Source organism: Actinomadura napierensis, assembly GCF_039529375.1.
Lineage (GTDB): Bacteria > Actinomycetota > Actinomycetes > Streptosporangiales > Streptosporangiaceae > Spirillospora > Spirillospora napierensis.
The window spans coordinates 236,464-252,678 of the sequence record NZ_BAAAMR010000001.1; the positions used below are offsets into that span (position 1 = coordinate 236,464).

At 72.8% G+C, this 16,215-nt stretch carries 15 protein-coding genes; 2 read left to right on the forward strand and 13 right to left on the reverse strand.

Annotated elements, in window-relative coordinates:
* Positions 1 to 4: 4 nt before the first annotated feature.
* From ABD296_RS00820 to ABD296_RS00830, 3 genes are all read right to left on the reverse strand, one after another.
* Complete coding sequence (locus ABD296_RS00820) at positions 5 to 691, reverse strand: DUF305 domain-containing protein (RefSeq protein WP_344260199.1); 687 nt, start codon at positions 689 to 691, stop codon at positions 5 to 7.
* Positions 688 to 2,259 (reverse strand): LVIVD repeat-containing protein, encoded by a 1,572-nt coding sequence (locus ABD296_RS00825; protein ID WP_344260201.1) that lies wholly within the window; start codon positions 2,257 to 2,259, stop codon positions 688 to 690. The genes ABD296_RS00820 and ABD296_RS00825 overlap by 4 nt, the downstream gene beginning before the upstream one ends.
* A 234-nt stretch (positions 2,260 to 2,493) precedes the next feature.
* Positions 2,494 to 3,174: a TetR/AcrR family transcriptional regulator gene (locus ABD296_RS00830; protein WP_344260204.1), complete on the reverse strand. Its 681-nt coding sequence runs from the start codon at positions 3,172 to 3,174 to the stop codon at positions 2,494 to 2,496.
* A 159-nt stretch (positions 3,175 to 3,333) separates the two neighbouring features.
* Here ABD296_RS00830 and ABD296_RS00835 point away from each other — a divergent pair, with 159 nt between their 5' ends.
* Positions 3,334 to 4,401, forward strand: a complete 1,068-nt coding sequence (locus ABD296_RS00835; RefSeq protein ID WP_344260206.1) for an NAD(P)H-dependent amine dehydrogenase family protein — start codon at positions 3,334 to 3,336, stop codon at positions 4,399 to 4,401.
* Between the two features lie 11 nt (positions 4,402 to 4,412).
* Complete coding sequence (locus ABD296_RS00840) at positions 4,413 to 4,844, forward strand: nuclear transport factor 2 family protein (protein ID WP_344260208.1); 432 nt, start codon at positions 4,413 to 4,415, stop codon at positions 4,842 to 4,844.
* A 21-nt stretch (positions 4,845 to 4,865) separates the two neighbouring features.
* Here the strand turns inward: ABD296_RS00840 and ABD296_RS00845 are convergent, their stop codons facing one another.
* Genes ABD296_RS00845 through ABD296_RS00890 form a run of 10 tightly spaced genes read right to left on the reverse strand, consistent with a single transcriptional unit; the run spans position 4,866 to position 16,192 of the window.
* Positions 4,866 to 6,005, reverse strand: a complete 1,140-nt coding sequence (locus tag ABD296_RS00845) for an LLM class flavin-dependent oxidoreductase (protein WP_344260210.1) — start codon at positions 6,003 to 6,005, stop codon at positions 4,866 to 4,868.
* A gap of 15 nt (positions 6,006 to 6,020) precedes the next feature.
* Positions 6,021 to 7,217 (reverse strand): LLM class flavin-dependent oxidoreductase, encoded by a 1,197-nt coding sequence (locus ABD296_RS00850; protein WP_344260212.1) that lies wholly within the window; start codon positions 7,215 to 7,217, stop codon positions 6,021 to 6,023.
* Entirely contained in the window at positions 7,214 to 8,575 is a 1,362-nt protein-coding gene (locus tag ABD296_RS00855) for an NtaA/DmoA family FMN-dependent monooxygenase (RefSeq protein ID WP_344260214.1), read from the reverse strand. Before ABD296_RS00855 ends, ABD296_RS00850 begins: the two co-directional genes overlap by 4 nt.
* A complete protein-coding gene (locus tag ABD296_RS00860; RefSeq protein WP_344260216.1) occupies positions 8,575 to 9,105 on the reverse strand; it encodes an NADPH-dependent FMN reductase in 531 nt (176 codons plus the stop codon). The genes ABD296_RS00855 and ABD296_RS00860 overlap by 1 nt, the downstream gene beginning before the upstream one ends.
* An 18-nt stretch (positions 9,106 to 9,123) precedes the next feature.
* Positions 9,124 to 10,167 carry an LLM class flavin-dependent oxidoreductase gene (locus ABD296_RS00865; RefSeq protein ID WP_344260218.1) on the reverse strand — a complete coding sequence of 348 codons (1,044 nt, stop codon included), beginning with the start codon at positions 10,165 to 10,167 and terminating at the stop codon, positions 9,124 to 9,126.
* Between the two features lie 3 nt (positions 10,168 to 10,170).
* Positions 10,171 to 10,992: a DUF1684 domain-containing protein gene (locus tag ABD296_RS00870; protein ID WP_344260220.1), complete on the reverse strand. Its 822-nt coding sequence runs from the start codon at positions 10,990 to 10,992 to the stop codon at positions 10,171 to 10,173.
* Positions 10,989 to 12,662 (reverse strand): ABC transporter ATP-binding protein, encoded by a 1,674-nt coding sequence (locus ABD296_RS00875; protein WP_344260222.1) that lies wholly within the window; start codon positions 12,660 to 12,662, stop codon positions 10,989 to 10,991. The genes ABD296_RS00870 and ABD296_RS00875 overlap by 4 nt, the downstream gene beginning before the upstream one ends.
* The gene (locus ABD296_RS00880) at positions 12,659 to 13,591 is read right to left on the reverse strand and encodes an ABC transporter permease (protein ID WP_344260224.1); all 933 of its coding nucleotides are present in this window, start codon (positions 13,589 to 13,591) and stop codon (positions 12,659 to 12,661) included. The genes ABD296_RS00875 and ABD296_RS00880 overlap by 4 nt, the downstream gene beginning before the upstream one ends.
* Positions 13,588 to 14,547 (reverse strand): ABC transporter permease, encoded by a 960-nt coding sequence (locus tag ABD296_RS00885; RefSeq protein WP_344260226.1) that lies wholly within the window; start codon positions 14,545 to 14,547, stop codon positions 13,588 to 13,590. Before ABD296_RS00885 ends, ABD296_RS00880 begins: the two co-directional genes overlap by 4 nt.
* A 37-nt stretch (positions 14,548 to 14,584) precedes the next feature.
* A complete protein-coding gene (locus ABD296_RS00890; protein ID WP_344260228.1) occupies positions 14,585 to 16,192 on the reverse strand; it encodes an ABC transporter substrate-binding protein in 1,608 nt (535 codons plus the stop codon).
* Positions 16,193 to 16,215 lie beyond the last annotated feature (23 nt).

Consider the following 16,215-nt stretch of genomic DNA (forward strand, 5'->3'; position numbering starts at 1 on the left):
GAGCTCAACCGTGAGCGGGGGTGGCAAGGGGCCGTTGCCCCATTGCCGAGAGCAGGCCGATCATTGTGGCGGTCTCCTGGCGCTGCTCGGCGGTGATGAGCGTCGCCAGCGACCGGACCTGCGGGAGCGTGGCCGCCCGCGCCGCGGCCGTGGTCATGATCAGTCCGCCCTCGTGGTGGCGGATCATGAGCTTGAGGAACCAGGCGTCGGCGGCGGTGCCCTTGGTCTCCCCCAGGCGTTGCACCTCCTGGACCGAGGCCATGCCGGGCATCGTGTCGCCGCCGGCTCGGCCGCGACCGGCGGCCGAGCCGGCGGCGTGACCGCCGTGTCCGTGGTCCTGTCCGGAGGCCATCCAGGTCATGGGCGGTCCGGAGGGCACCTGCGGGGCGTTCCACAACGACAGCCAGCCCTGCATCTGCCCGATCTCCTTGAGCTGGTTCAGCTCGATGCCCGTGGCCAGTTGCGCCACCGGCGCGCTGACCCGGCCGCCGACGGCCTGCGCCATCGTGACGGCCTGCTGATGATGGACGATCATGTCCTGGCTGAACCCGATGTCGACCGTCCTGGCCGCCGGGGTCCGCGCAGAGCTCGGGGTGCGTCCGGCGCCGAACAGCAGCATCGCCGCCACGGCCCCGATCACCATGAAGGCGGTGGCCGAGAACACCTGGCCGGTGAGCCGCCGCCGGTTCATCGCAGCGGGTAGGCGTGGTCGGTGAAGCGCAGCAGCAGCGCGCCGTTGTCGTCGCACGACACCCACAGCCGGTCGCCGTCGAAGCGCGGTGGCGACATGCACCAGTCGGCGGTCATGTCGGTCTCGCCGGTGTAGGGCGCGGGCTTGCCGGGGTAGTCGTTGACGATGTCGGAGAAGTAGGCCCCGAACGGCACGAAGGCGTGCGCGGAGTTGGCCAGCCGGCCGCGCCGCCCGACCTGCGCGGGCGGGTTGAAGTAGGCGATCTCGCGGGGCCGGGTCAGGGTGCGGATGTCGAACACGCGGATGCCCGACTGGATCCATCCGCAGGCCAGCGCCGTGGGATCGGAGGGACGGTCGAGGGTGCAGTAGTGGGAGTCGTATCCGAAGATGCCGTTCTTGGCGGTGTCGGCGCCCCGGACGCGGACGTTCTCCGGCCGGTCGATCTCCAGTTTGAGCCTGCGGACGAGCTTGGGACGGCGGTCGTCGGAGATGTCGAAGATGCGGGCGCCGCCGGAGCCGAGTTCGTCGACCGCCAGCATGTACGGCCGGCCGTGGTCGGTGAACGGCTGGGCGAACTGGGTGACGATGCCGTCGCTCCAGGTCGTCTCGGAGACGCGGCGCAGCTGCGGGTGCGGCCTGCGCCGCTGGACGTCGCTGGAGTCGAAGATGGTGACGCCGGCGGGAATGCTGGAGCTGGCGACGTAGACCCGGTCGCCGTCGGCGCTGACGTTGACGCCATGGTTGATCATGCCGGTGAGGCCGTTGTAGACCACCTTGGGCGCGTGCGGGTCGGACATGTCCAGCGCCGCGATGGCGCCGCCGAGCAGGCCCGTCGTCCAGTAGGTGCGCCCGTCGGGAGACCAGCTCGCCTCGTGGCCGGGGAAGGCGCCCGGCATCGTCAGCGTGGTGCCGTGGATTCCGTTGAGCAGCCTCGGGTGGGCGCAGTCGGTCTTGACGTCGTACACCGAGACGAAGAACCCGCCGGTGGCGGCGCCGACCGACACCGCGGCCAGCAGTCCGCGGCCCGGGTGCACCTTGAGGGTCTCCCAGGTGCCGCCGAGCGTGGCGGGGCTGATCAGCGAGTCGCTCAGCCGCGGGTGCCGCGGGTCGGACATGTCGATGACGTTGACGCCCTTGTGCTTCGCGGTCAGCGCGCTCGGCAGGATCGTCCCGAGATACTGGCAGTGGCCGTAGGAGGCCCCGACCGTTCCCTGGCCCTGTCCTTGGTACCGGCTGAGCAGGGCGAGGTTGCACGAGTAGCCGCGTTGGCTGCGGCCGCTGGTGCGGTCGGCGAGCGGCACCTGCCCCTGCAGGCCGGTCTCCGGTGACGAGCCCGGCCCGCACGCCGCCCGCGGCACCGCCGCACTGACCTCGGGGTCGGCCGTCGCCCGTCCGGCGTCGCCGGACGGCGCCGAGACCAGTGCGGCCGTGACCGCCGCCACGACCAGTGATCCGCCCGCCTTCCATCGACGGGACCGGCCGCCGGCCGGCACCGCCGGCGTGAGGGAACGCTCCGCCGCCGGCCGGGCGCCGGCGGTCGGCATCGCATCGCATGACAGGGGTTTCATGGCGGCTCCCAGGGAGGTGGGGGTGGGTGAAGCCGGCCTCCTTAGCGAAACGGCAGCGTTTCTCTAAGGTGGAGCCACTGTAGGAGCGCGCTCACGGCATGTTTATGTCCAGAACTGAGCAACTCCCCGGAGGAAATGTGGGTGCGGATGCCAAACGTCGAGGTACTCGCAGGCTGATCCCGCTGGCCACGGCGGGGTTGCGACCGTGAGAAGACACCACGGAATCCCAGTCGGCTACGGCGTCCGTTGTCCGATCTCGTTGCAGCCGACGATGAACGCCGTGATGTCGTGGCCGACCACCTCGGCGAGGCCGCGCTCGCCGTACTCTCCGGCGGCCCAGTGCCGGGTGCCGGTCTCCAGGAGCGTCTGGGCGACGCGCGCGATGTGCAGCACGTCCGCGCCGGGTGGGAGTTTCCCATCGGCCCGGGCACGTTCCAGAAGTTCGAGGAAGAGGAACCGGGTCGCGTGGTGCTCCCGCGAGGAGCCTTCCGCCAGTGCCCGCTGCTCGGCCCGGTACCCCTCCAGGGTGGTCTCGACGAGCAGCTCCGGGGGGTTGCGGCGCATCATCCGCTCCAGCGTGGCCAGCACCGCGGCGATCACTTCGAACAGGTCGTAGGGCTGGGCGACCAGCTCGCGCCACTTCTGCCGCGCGTCCCTGGTGGACAGGAAGCCGGCCTCCAGCAGGGCGTCCTCCTTGCGCGGGAAGTAGAAGTAGAACAGCGCCTTGGAGACCCCCGCGGCCTGGCAGATGTCGGCCACCGTGGTGCCGGCGAAGCCCTTGGTGCGCCACAGCGCGATCGCCGCCTGCAGGAGCGCGTGCCTGGTCTCGCGGGAGCGGGACTGCGCCAGGTTCGTCCGTCGCTGACCCTGGTCAGCACGCGTCGCACGGCCGTCGGCCGCTTCGTTCTCCCTCATACCAAGACAGACTATCGAGGCCGGTGATCGACAGAATGTTGACCGTGGTCAGAATTCATGCCTAGGGTGAGGCGACGCCAGCGAGTGATGGGACGTCCGCACGGGGCGTGCCGTGGCCAGTGGCCGCCGCTTCGGGCGATCCCTCGCCAGGGAGGCACCGTGGAACGCACGCCCGACCGCCCCATCCGCGTGGTGCAGTGGACGACCGGCAACATCGGACGCCAGTCCCTCGCGGCCGTCGTCGAGCGCCCCGACCTGGAGCTCGTCGGCGTGTACGCCCACAGCAAGGAGAAGGCGGGCCGGGACGCCGGCGACCTCGCCGGGCTCGGCCGCCCGGTCGGGGTCCTCGCGTCCGACGACATCGCGGAGATCATCGGACTCGCGCCGGACTGCGTCCTCTACATGCCGCTGCATCCCGACGTCGAGCACCTGGAGCGGCTGCTGCGGGCGGGGATCAACGTCCTCACGACCGCGTCGTTCCTCACCGGGCGCGCCTACGGCGAGAAGGCGCGGGCCGCGCTCGACGAGGCCGCCCGCGAGGGGAACGCGAGCCTGTTCGGCAGCGGCGTCAACCCCGGCTACGCCGACCAGCTGGCCGCGGTCGCCTCGGGCGTCTGCCGGCAGGTCGACCACGTCACGGTGTTCGAGTCGTTCGACATCGGCCTGTGGGCCGCGGACGCGAACCAGGACGACCTCGGCTGGGGACGCCCGGCGGGCGACGCCGGGCACGCCGACGACGTCAGGAAGGCCACGGCCCCGTTCGGCGACGCCGTCGAGGCCCTCGCCGAGCTCCTCGGCACCGCGCTCGACGACGTCCGCTGCGAGGTCGCGTTCGCCCACGCCACCAAGGACCTGGACATCCCCGGGCGCGAGGTGAGGAGCGGCACCGTCGCCGGGCTGGACGTCCGGTGGATCGGCGCCTCCGGCGGCGCGGACGCCGTCGAGGCGCACGTCCGCTGGACCGTCACGCCCGACCTCGACCCCGCCTGGGACGTCGCGATGGCCTACCTCATCGAGGTGCGGGGCCATCCGCGGGTGAACATGCGGGTGGAGGTGCTCCCGCAGGACATGGCGTCGATGAGCATGGAGGACATGCTCGCCATCGGCTCGGTCATCACCGCGATGCCGGTCGTCAACGCCATCCCGGCCGTGGTGGCGGCGCGTCCGGGCATCGTGACCTACGCCGACCTGCCCACCCAGGCCTCGCGCCACGCGCCCCGTTCCTGACCGGAGGCACCGTGGACGACATCGAGGCGATCAAGCAGCTGAAGGCCCGCTACTGCCGCACGCTGGACACCAAGGACTGGGACGCGATGCGCCATGTCTTCAGCGACGACGTGGTGGTGGACACCACCGGCTCCGGCGGCGGCGTGGTCACCGGCGCCGACACCTTCATGGCCTTCCTCAGGGAGACCTTGAACGGCCAGGTGACCGTGCACCACTGCCACACACCGGAGATCACCCTCACCTCCCCCTCCACCGCCACCGGGATCTGGGCGATGGAGGACCGGATCCAATGGGCCGACGGCGGCGAACTGGTCGGCTTCGGCCACTACCACGAGACCTATGAGAAGGCCGGCGGCGCGTGGCGGATCAGGACCTCGACGCTGACCCGCCTGCGCATGGACGTCACCGGCCCCGTCGCCCGGGAACCGCGGGAGCCCGCGTGAACACCGGCGAGGCGGCAAGGATCACGGGTCGCCGGCCACGCGGTTCCACGCGTCGGCCAGGAGCTCATAGGAGTGGACGCGGTCGGCGTGATCGTGCGTGATCGTGGTGATGAGCAGTTCGTCGGCGCCGGTGACGCGCTGAAGGGTCCGCAGACTTCTGGCAACGGTTTCGGGTGCGCCGGTGAACTGCGTGTCCACGCGGTCGGCGACCAACTCCCGGTCTTCGGGACGCCACCGGTGCGCGGCGGCTTGCGCGGGCGTGGGAAACGGTATCGCCGCGAGACTGGACCGGATGCTGTGCACCCACAGCGCGTACGGCGACGCCAGCTCCGTGGCCTCTTCGTCGGTGGGCGCCGTCACGACGTCCGCTGATACGACGACGTACGGCTCGTCCAGCACGTCCGACGGCTTGAACGCCTCCCTGTACGCCTCGACGGCCTCCAGCACGTTCGACGGGCTGACGTGGTAGTTCGCCGCGAAGGGCAACCCGCGCTCGCCCGCGACGCGCGCGCTCTCACCGCCGCTGCTGCCGAGGATCCACAGCTCCAGTTCGGCGCCCTCACCGGGATTGGCGTGCGCTTCGGTCGCGCCCTTGGCGTAGGTGCCGCCGATCAGTGCGGCTATGTCGTCCACGATGCCGGCGAAGTCGGGCGTCTCGGCGCCCGGCTGCTGGAGCAGAGCGCCGTGCAGGTCGAACACCGGGGACTTCGCGAGCCTGGTGAGGTCGAACGGCTCGGGGATGAGCAGACCGTCCACCACCGTGGCCTTCCGGGCTTCGCGGGCCGGCGGGGGCGGGGCCGCCGCGCGGCGGGCGGCCTCGGCTCGCCGCTGCCCGGAGCGGCCGAGTCCGAGGTCGATCCGGCCGGGATGCAGCGCGTCGATGGTGCCGAACTGCTCCACGATGGACAGCGGCGTCCAATGGCCGGTCTGCACGGCACCGGAGCCGACGCGGATGCGGGACGTGGCCGCGGCGACCGCCTCGATCAGGACCTGCGGCGCCGAACTGGCCACACCGGGGGCCAGGTGGTGCTCGGCGAGCCAGTACCGGTGGTAGCCGGCGGCCTCCACCCGCCGGGCCAGGTCGAGGGTGTTGCGGAGAGCGTCGCGCGCGGAGCCGCCCTCGGGGACCGGCGCGAGGTCGAGGACGGACAGCGGTGTCACGGGCGCCTCCCCGGTTCATGTCGCCGCGTAGCGGTTGGCGGGACGGGACAGGCCGAGATGGCCGCGCAGGGTCGCGGCGTCGTAGCGGTCGCGGAACGCGCCGCGGCTCTGCAGGACGGGCACCAGGCCGCGCGTGATCGCGGCGAGGTCGGACGGGAGGACGCCGGGGCGGAGCCGGAACCCGTCCAGGCCGGCGTCGCGCCAGTCGAGCAGCAGGTCGGCCAGCTCACCGGGGGTGCCGGCGAAGATCTCGGCGTCGGAGGTGAGGACGGCGCCGTCCAGGTCGTCCAGGCGGGACTTGCGGGCGAACGCGGCGCCGGGCGCCTCGTCCAGGAAGACGACCAGGTCGGCGAAGATCTTCAGGGGGTCGCCGGCCCGGCCGACGGTCCGTTCCGCCTCGCGGACCTGCGCGATGATGGTGACGGCGTCGGTGCGCGAGTGCGGGGTGACGTAGACGACGTCGGCTCCGCGGGCGGCGAACTCGTACGGGTGGACGTCGTGGGCGAGCGCGGTGACGAGCGGCTGGCCCTGCGGCGGGCGCGGGGTGATCGACGGCCCGCGGACGCTGAAATGAGCGCCCTCGAAGTCGATGTAGTGCAGCTTGTCGCGATCCAGGAAGCGGCCGGTGGCGGCGTCGCGGATCTCGGCGTCGTCCTCCCAGCTGTCCCACAGCCGCCGCACCACCTCCACGAAGTCGTCGGCCTCCCCGAACAGTTCGGCGCTGAACGCCTTTCCCTCCGGGGTCGCGAACCAGGGCAGGTCGAACTCGGGGAAGGTGCGGCGGCCGAAGTGGGCGGCGTCGGAGAGCCGGGCGCCGGCGACCTGCGGCCGCCAGCCCGCGCGCCCCCGGCTCGCGTAGTCCAGGGAGGCGATGCCGATGGAGACGTGGAACGGCTCGGTGTGCGTGGTGATGGTCGTCGGGACGAGCCCGATCCGCGACGTGGCGGGCGCGAGCCGGGCGGCCAGCAGGACGGCGTCGAGCCGGCCCCTGACCTGGTCGGTTCGGTCGTCGGGCGCGGTCGGGTCGGACGACTGGAGCCCGAGGGAGTCCTCGATGGTGAGGAAGTCGAGCAGCCCGCGCTCGGCCTCGGCGGCCAGGTCCGTCCAGTGGCGGGCGGTGAACAGGGCTTCGGGGTGGGCGGCGGGGTCGCGCCAGGCGGCCGGGTGCCAGCCGGCGTCGTTGAGCGCGGCGGACAGGTGCAGGCCGGTCATGACGCCTCCCTTTCCGATCGGCCCGAATGGGCGTGCGGGACCCGGAGACCGAGGTGGTCGCGCAGCGTGGGCCCGGTGTAGTCGGTGCGGAACACGCCCTTCTCCTGCAGCAGCGGGACGACGTGCTCGACCAGGTCGTCGAGGCCGCCCGGTGTCAGGTGCGGGACGAAGACGAAGCCGTCGGCGGCGTCGGTCTGCACGAACTCGTCGATCCGGTCGGCGACCGAACGCGGGGTGCCGACGAACGTCTGCCGTCCGGTGGCCTCAATGACCAGGTCGCGGATGCTGAAGCCGCGTTCGGCGGCCAGCGCCCGCCATTTGCGGACGGTCTCGCCGCGGTCGCCGCGGAACTGCGCGCGGCCCTTCGAGACGCCCTCGTCGAGGTCGGGTTCGACGTCGGGGAGCGGCCCGTCGGGGTCGTAGGCCGACAGGTCCCGTCCCCAGTAGCCCTCCAGGAACGCGATGGCGTTCTGCGGCGAGACCTGCGCGCGGCGGATCTCGGCGGCGCGCTCGGCCGCGTCCTGCTCGGTGTCGCCCAGCACGTAGGTGACGGCCGGCATGATCTTCAGGTCGTCCGGGCGCCGCCCGTACCGGGCGAGCCGGCTCTTGACGTCCTTGTAGAAGGCCCGGCCGTCCTCCAGCGTGCCGTGGCGGCTGAAGATGACGTCGGCGTCCGCGGCGGCGAACTCGCGTCCCTCGAACGAGTCGCCCGCCTGGATGACCACGGGGTGGCCCTGCGGCGGACGCGGCACGTTGAACCGGCCGGCGATGTCGAACTGCGCGCCGCGGTGCGCGAACGCGCCGGCGCCGGGCCGGGCGAACTCCCCCGCCTCCGGGTCGGCGACCAGGTCGCCGTCCGCCCACGAGTCCCAGAGCTCGCGGGCGGTGCGCAGGAACTCGGCGGCGCGGGCGTAGCGGTCGGCCTCGGCCAGGAAGCCGCCGCGGCGGAAGTTCTCGCCGGTGAACTCGTCCCAGCTGGTGACGACGTTCCAGGCGGCGCGGCCCCCGCTGAGGTGGTCGACGGTGGCGAGCCGGCGGGCCACCTCGTAGGGCTCGTTGAACGTGGAGTTGACGGTCGCGGCGAGGCCGAGGCGGGTGGTGACGGCCGACAGCGCGGACAGCACGGTCAGCGACTCGGGCCGCCCGGCCACGTCGAGGTCGTGGATGCGTCCCTTCATCTCCCGCAGCCGGAGCCCTTCGGCGAGGAAGAAGAAGTCGAACTTGCCGCGTTCGGCGGTCTCGGCGAGGTGGACGAAGGAACCGAAGTCGATCTGGCTGGCCGACCGGGGATCCGACCACACGGTGGTGTTGTTGACGCCGGGGAAATGGGCCGCCAGATGGATCTGTTTCGCGGGCACTATGCGACTCCTGCGGCCTTGCGCTGCGCGAGCGCGGCGGACACCTGCGGGGCGACCAGATCGGCCCACGCGCCGAGCACCCCGGCGGCGTCGGGCACTTGCGATTCCAGGAATGCCAGGCCGGGCGTCGGAACGGTCGCGCCCAGTTCCACCAGGAGCGGACGCAGATGCACCTCGACCGCGAGCGAATGCTTGGGATCGCCCATCACCAGCAGCGGCAGCGCCACCGTCGACGCGAGCGCGCCGCCGGGAAGCCGGTCGAGGAACACCTTCAGGAGCCCGGTGTAAGTCGCCTTGTACGTAGGGCTCGCCACCACCAGGACGTCCGCGGCGACGACCTGCTCCAAGGCGCTCACCACCTCGGGCGCCGGGGCGGGTTCGAGCAGTCCGGGTGCGAGAAGGGAAAGGTCGACGACGTCGGCCGCGCCGCTATCGCCGACCCTTTCGGATACCGCCGCGGCGGCCTGCCGCGCGATCTGGAGCGTCCGTGATTGCGGTCGTGGATTTCCCACCAGGACGAGGAATGCCATGTCTCACCAATCGTTCTGTCAGGCCGGGATCCCCGCCGAGCCCACACCGGACGTCGCGGGACGCCAGCCGAGGCGGGGCGCGATCAGGGTGCGGGCGTCGTAGAGGATCTGCTCGTAGTCGTGCTCGTCGAATTCGTAGGGCAGTTCCAGGCGCAGCTCGGAGACCGCGGACACGGCGGCGTCGGCCTGCAGCCGCTCGACGATCTCGTCGGACGTGCCGACGAGATCGGGGGCGAACAGGATCCGCCGCTCCCCCATCGGCTTGAGGGTGCGCTCGTGCCGGGCCGCCGCGTAGCGCCGGTAGCGCTCGCGGGTCGCGGCGTCCGCGCCGTCCAGCGGGACGATCACCCGGCCGAGCGCGATCCGGCCCGGCCGGTCCGGCGGCAGCAGCAGCCGGCGGTACTCGGCGATCAGCGCGAGCTGCGCCGCGACGAAGTCGTCGGTGCCCTCGCCCTGGACGATGTTGCCGGTCAGCAGGTTCAGCCCCTGCTCGGCGGCCCAGCGGACCGAGCGCAGGCTGCCGCCGCCGTACCAGAGCCGGTCCGTCAGGCCGGGGCTGTGCGGCTGGAGCCGGGGCCGCTGCACGTTGCCCGGCGAGTGGACGACGGTGTCGGGCCCGCCGAGGTACTCGCCGCGCAGGTGGTGGGCCAGCCGGGCGATCCGGCCGTAGGCGAGGTCGTAGCCGCGCCAGTCGCCGTCGTGGACCAGGTCGCCCAGCAGCTCCGCGTGCGGCATGCCGGTGCTGAACCCCGCCTGGAGCCGCCCGCCGGACAGCACGTCGACGGTGGTGAGGTCCTCGGCGAGCCGGAACGGGTTCTCGTAGCCGATCGGGATCACCGCGGTGCCGAGTTCCACGTGGCCGGTGCGCTGGCTCGCGGCGGCCAGGAACACCGCCGCCGACGAGACGCCGTGCTCCAGGTGCCGCTGCCGGATCCAGGCGCCGTCGAACCCCTCGGCCTCGCCGAACTCGAACAGCCGCAGCGTCGCCTCCAGGCCGGCGCGCGGGTCGTCGTCGGGGTAGTTGCCGGGGGTGAGGAAGGACAGGGAACGGATCGCGCTCATCGGTCAGCCGCGCTCGTAGGGGATCTTCTCGCCCGCCTCGACCGCGACCGGCAGCCGGTTCTCGGCGGGCGGAAGCGGGCAGGTGGCGAACCCGGTGTAGGCGCAGGGCAGGTTGTGGGCGCGGTTGAAGTCGAGCGTCACCGTGCCGTCCGCGGCGGGCGCCCGGACGAACAGCGCGCGGTTGGCGGCGTAGGTGGTGACGCCGGACGTCGCGTCGGTGAAGAGAACGAGCAGGTCGCCGGGCTCCTTGCCGTTGAACGCGGTGAGGGCGAGGGGCCGGCCGTCCAGCTCGAACTCGATCCGGCCGGGGGCGTCGTAGACGTGCTGGAGCCCCTCGACGGCGGCGCCGACGGTGGTCGGGCGCGGCTCGCCGAAGGGGACGTAGCGGCCGGTGACCGACCACCGGGGGTCGGGCGCGAAGGCGGGCGTGCCGCGGAAGGAGGTGCGCAGCGGGTGGCCGGGGTGGCGCGGCCGGACGATGTCGTGCCCGCCCCGCTTGGCCACCTCGATCGCCGCGTCGCCCCACAGCGGGGTGACGCCGCCGCGTTCGGGCAGCACGCCGAACCGGTGCTCGCCGCGCACCGGCTCGCCGTCCACGAGGAGTTCCTCGCCGTCGCCGAGGACGACGATGACGCCCTCGGCCCCCGTCCACCAGAGGCCCGGTGCGCCGGGGAACCGGCGCGGTTCCTCGTCGAGCCAGTGCAGCCCGGTGATCGCGAGGAAGCCGTGCGGGTCGGCCAGGTGCGCCTCGTGCGCGGTGTGCCAGGCGCGCCATTCCTCGGCGAATCGGTCGGTCACCGTGCTCGTGGTGGTCTGTGCGGTCATGTCCGCTCCTTCGTGAGCAGCGTGGCTGGGTCGTCGGTGTGCGTGGTCCCGCCGGGGATGGCGGCGAGCAGTTCGCGGGTGTAGTCGTGGGCCGGTCCGCCGAAGATGGCGCCGGTCGCGCCGGTCTCGACCACCCGCCCGGCCTTCATGACCGCGACGCGGTGCGCGATCTGCCGGACGACGGCGAGGTCGTGGGAGATGAACAGGTACGCCACCCCGGTGCCGTCCTGGAGTTCGGCGAGCAGTTCCAGCACCTGCGCCTGGACGGACACGTCCAGCGCCGAGACCGGCTCGTCGCACACCACGAGGTCGGGTTGCAGCGCGAGCGCGCGGGCGATCGCGACCCGCTGCCGCTGCCCGCCCGACAGCTCGGCCGGCCGGCGCTCCAGCGTCGAGGCGGGCAGCGCGACGCGGTCGAGCAGCTCGCGGGCGCGGGCCGTGCGGGACGCCCGGTCGCCGATGCGGAACGCCCGCAGCGGTTCGGTGATCACCTCGCCGATGGAGAAGCGGGGGTCGAGGGAGGCGTAGGGGTTCTGGTAGACGAGCTGCGCGCGGCGCCGCAGCCCCCGCAGCGCCGCCCCGCCCGCGGAGGTGACGTCCTCGCCGTCGAAGACGATCCGTCCGGCGGTCGGCTCGACGAGCCGCAGGATCATCCGGGCCGTGGTCGACTTGCCCGATCCCGACTCGCCGACCAGGGCGAGCGTCCGGCCGCGGTGCAGGGTGAGGCTCACGTCGTCCACGGCGCGGACGGTCCGGCCCCGCGGCAGCGGGAACTCCTTGACGAGATGCTCGGCTGCCACGAGCACCGCTTCCTCGGTCCCGGGCGACCGCTCCGGCGGCGCGGCGACGGGGCGGAGGCGCGGCCGGACGGCGGTGAGGCTGGGCGCGCTGCGCAGCAGGCGGCGCGTGTAGTCGTCCTGCGGGTCGTCGAGGATCTGCCGGGAAGGCCCCGCCTCGACGACGCGGCCGCGCGACATCACGACGATGCGCCGGGCGCGGTCGGCCGCGACGCCGAGGTCGTGGGTGACCAGCAGCACCGCGGCGCCGAGCTCCTCGGTGAGGTGCTGGAGATGGTCGAGGATGCGGCGCTGGACGGTGACGTCGAGGGCGCTGGTCGGCTCGTCCGCGACGATCAGCTCGGGCTCGGCGGCGATCGCGATGGCGATCAGCGCACGCTGCCGCATCCCGCCGGACAGCTCGTGCGGGTACTGCCGCGCCCTGACCCCCGGCTCGGGCATTCCGGCGCGGTCCAGCACCTCGACCGCGGCGGCGGGCGCGGAGCGGCGGGTGGCCAGGCCGTGCAGCCGCAGCACCTCCGCGACCTGCTCGCCGATCCGCTTCACCGGGTTCAGCGAGACGCCGGGGTCCTGCGGGACGAGGCCGATCCGGGCGCCGCGGACGGTGCGCAGCTCCCGCTCGGACAGGGCCGCCAGATCCCGGCCGCCGAACGCGATGCGCCCGGCGTCGAGCGAGGCGTTGTCGGCGAGCAGCCGGGTGACGGCGTGCGCGGTGGTGCTCTTGCCCGACCCCGACTCCCCCACCAGCGCGACGATCTCGCCGGCCCGCACGTCCAGGCTCACGTCCCGGGCCGCCTCCACCCGGCCGGTGCGGGTCCCGTAGGAGACGGACAGGCCGGTGACCTCGAGGACCGGGGCGTCCTGGCCGCTCATCGCCGCCTCGCCCATTCGCCGTCGAGCGCCCGCGCGATCCGGTTCGTCGCGAGCACGGTCGCGGCGATCGTCAGCCCCGGGAGCGCGGTCATCCACCAGGCGTTCGCGAGGTAGTTGCGGCCGTCGGAGATGAGCGTCCCCCATTCGGGTGCGGGGGGCGCGGCGCCGTATCCGAGGAAGCTCAGCGACGACACCGCGAGCACGGCCGTGCCGAAGTCGAGGGTGGCCAGCACCAGCACCGGGCCGATCGCGTTCGGCAGGACGTGCCGTCCCAGCACGCCGTACCAGCGCGTCCCGCAGGAGCGGGCCGCCTCGACGTAGACGGCCTGCCGGACCCGCAGCACCTCCGACCGCATGACCCGCGCGAACGTCGCGACGCTCGCGACCCCGACGGCCACGGCGACCTTCACCGTGCCGTAGCCGAGGGCGGTGACCAGAGCGAGCGACAGGAACAGCGCGGGAATGGACAGCAGCACGTCGACGAACCGCATCAGCACGTCGTCGATCCAGCGGCCGGCGAACCCGGCGAGCAGGCCGAGCAGCCCGCCGACGGCGAACGACACCGCGACGGCGATCAGCGTGGCCTTCAGCGACAGCGCCGCGCCGTGCACGACGCGGGAGTACAGGTCGCGGCCGAGCTCGTCGGTGCCGAACCAGTGCCCGCCGCCCGGCGCCCGGAAGCTCTGCGCCGGAACCCCGGTCAGCGGGTCGCGCGAGGTGAACAGGGCGGGCCAGAACGACGCCAGGACCACCGCCGCGATCACGGCGATGGACAGCACGAGACCGGGACGTCGCAGGAGGAAGCGCGCGATTTGGGCGGCTCCGGCGCGGCGGCGGACCGCCGGTCCGGGCGCGTCCGGCGCGCCCGGCGCCACCGGGACGCCGAGGACCGCCTCGGCCGCGATGCCGTTGTCGAGGGTGCTGCTCATGCGGGACTCCAGCGCCGGCCGGACGCGGCGGCGATCCGCGGGTCCAGCAGCGGGTAGACGAGGTCGACGATCAGGTTGACCAGGACGAAGACCAGCGAGCCGAACACCACGACGCCCTGCACCACCGGGATGTCCTGGGTGGTGACCGCGCCGGCAGTGACCCGCCCGAGGCCGTTGCGGGAGAAGACCGTCTCGATCACGACCGAGTTGGCGATGAGCTGCCCGACGAGGATCCCGACCACGGTCAAGGCCGGCAGGGAGGCGTTGCGCAGCGCGTGCCGCAGGTGGATCCGCGGCCGTCCGGCCCCCTTCGCCCGGGCGGTCTGTATGTACGGTTCGTCCAGCGTGGTGAGCAGGCTCTTGGACAGGACCTGCGCCACGACCGCTCCGGTGGGGATCGCGAGGGTGACGGCGGGCAGCACGAGACCGCGCAGCCCGCCGTTCCCGAACGCCGGCAGCAGCCGCGCCTGGAACGAGAACACCTCGACGAGCATCAGGCCGACCCAGAACGTCGGGACCGACACGCCGAGCGGCGGCAGCGACAGCAGCAGCTGCCGCAGCCATCGCCGGGACGTGTAGGTCGCCGCCATCGCGAGGCCGCCGCCGAGCAGGACCGCGAGCGCGAGCCCCGCCCCGACCAGCTGGAGCGTCTGCGGGAGCGCGTCGCCGATGACCGACGTCACCGGCCGTCCCGTGGACACCGAGTCGCCGAAGTCGCCGCGCAGCGCCTTGCCGAGGTGGTCGAGGTACTGCACCGGGATCGGCTTGTCGAAGCCGTACTCGCTCTTCAGCCGCTCGATCTGCGCGGGGTCGATCCCCGCCTGGTCGGCGCCCTGCCCGGCCATCGCCGAGACGGGGTCGCCGGGCAGGAGGTCGAGGACGAGGAACGACAGCGTGTAGGCCGCCCACAGGACCCCGGCCGCCTGCGCCAGGCGCAGGGCCACATAACGTCGCATCGGTTCACCTCTCTCCGGAAGCCCGCCGCGATGCCCTCTAGCCGATCCAGGCGTCGTGGAGCTGGATGCGGCTCGACGCGTCGAACAGCACGCCGTGGACCTTCTTCGCGACGCCCAGTTCGGTCTGCAGCTCCACGACCGGGATCGTGTAGGCGTGCTGGACGATGTCCCGCTGCGCCTTGGCCACCAGCTCCCACCGCTCGGCCTGGTCGGACGCGGCGGCCTGGCCGTCCAGCAGGCCGTCCAGGCCGGTGGCCGGGAGCTTGTAGAGGTTGGCGAGCCGAGTCGAGAACGAGCTGCGCAGGATGTCGGGGTCGGCCCGGGTGACGTTCCCCCACAGCAGGTCGAACGCCCCGGACCGCTGAACTTGGGTGAGCTGCGCGATCGGCTTCTCCTGCAGGACCAGCTGCACGCCGACCGCCTTCAGCTGCTGCTGGAGCAGCTCCAGTGCCGGCTTGTTGGTGGCCGCGTTGGCGAACCAGGTGACGGTCAGGGCCAGCTTCTTGCCGCCCTTCTGCCGGACGCCGTCGCTGCCGGCCGTCCAGCCGGCGGAGTCCAGCAGTGCCTTGGCCTGCGCCTGGTCGAGGGCGAGCGACGCCCCGGCGTCGGTGTATCCGGGCGTGGTGTGCGCGAGGACGCTGGTGGCGGGCCGCGTCCCGGACGGGAAGACGGTCTGGGCGACCTGCTTCCGGTCGACCGCCAGCGTGATCGCCCTGCGGACCTTCTCGTCGTCCAGCGGAGGACGCGCGTTGTTCGGGGAGACGCCGAAGACGACGCCGGGGTTGGCACGTGCCAAGAGCCGGACCCCCGACGCCTTCAGCGCCGACTCGTCGGCCCGGCCGACGCTCCCGATGGCGTCGACCTGCCCGGACTGCAGCCCGCCCGTCCGGACGCCCGACTCGGGAAGGATCTTGAAGACGAGCCGGTCGAGGTAGGCGGCGCCCTGCTTCTTCCACAGCGAGGACCCCCACGCGTAGCCCTTGCGGTTCGCCAGCGCGATGGACTGGTTCGGCACGTACTTCGACAGCGTGAACGGCCCGGACCCGACGATGCCCTCACTGCACCGCTGCTGGGGCGTCCTGCGCACGCTGGCCTCCGCCTCGATGCCCAGCGAATGCGTGGCGGTGGCCTGCAGGAACTGCGCGTTCGGCTGCTTGAACCGCACCTCGGCGGTGAGGTCGTCGACGACCGTGGTGCCCTCGTATCCGCTCAGGTACCCCTCGGCCAGGACGCCCAGCGCGCCCAGCTTCGGAATGGCGTCGAAGTTGGCCTTGACGACCTTCGCGGTCAGCGCGGTCCCGTCGCTGAAGGTCACCCCGGGCCGCAGGTGGAAGGTGAACTTGCGCGCTCCGTCGCCGACATCCCAGCTCTTGGCGAGCCACGGCACGATCTTGCCGGTGGACGGGTCCTGGTCGGTGAGCGAGTCGACGAACTGCCGCACCGAGTAGATGGTGTCGTTGCTGCCGACCTGCTGCGGGTCGACGCAGCCGGCGTCCGACCCCACCGCGAAGGTGAGCGTCCCACCGGTGCGGGGCGCCCCGCCGGCGGCGCCGGACGCGCCGCCGCCGGAGCCGCACGCGGTCGGCGCCGCCAGGGCGGCCGCCAGGACGGCGGCGGTTCTCCACGGGCTCGACGTCACTCTCACGGGGCTCTCTCCCATCACCGGTG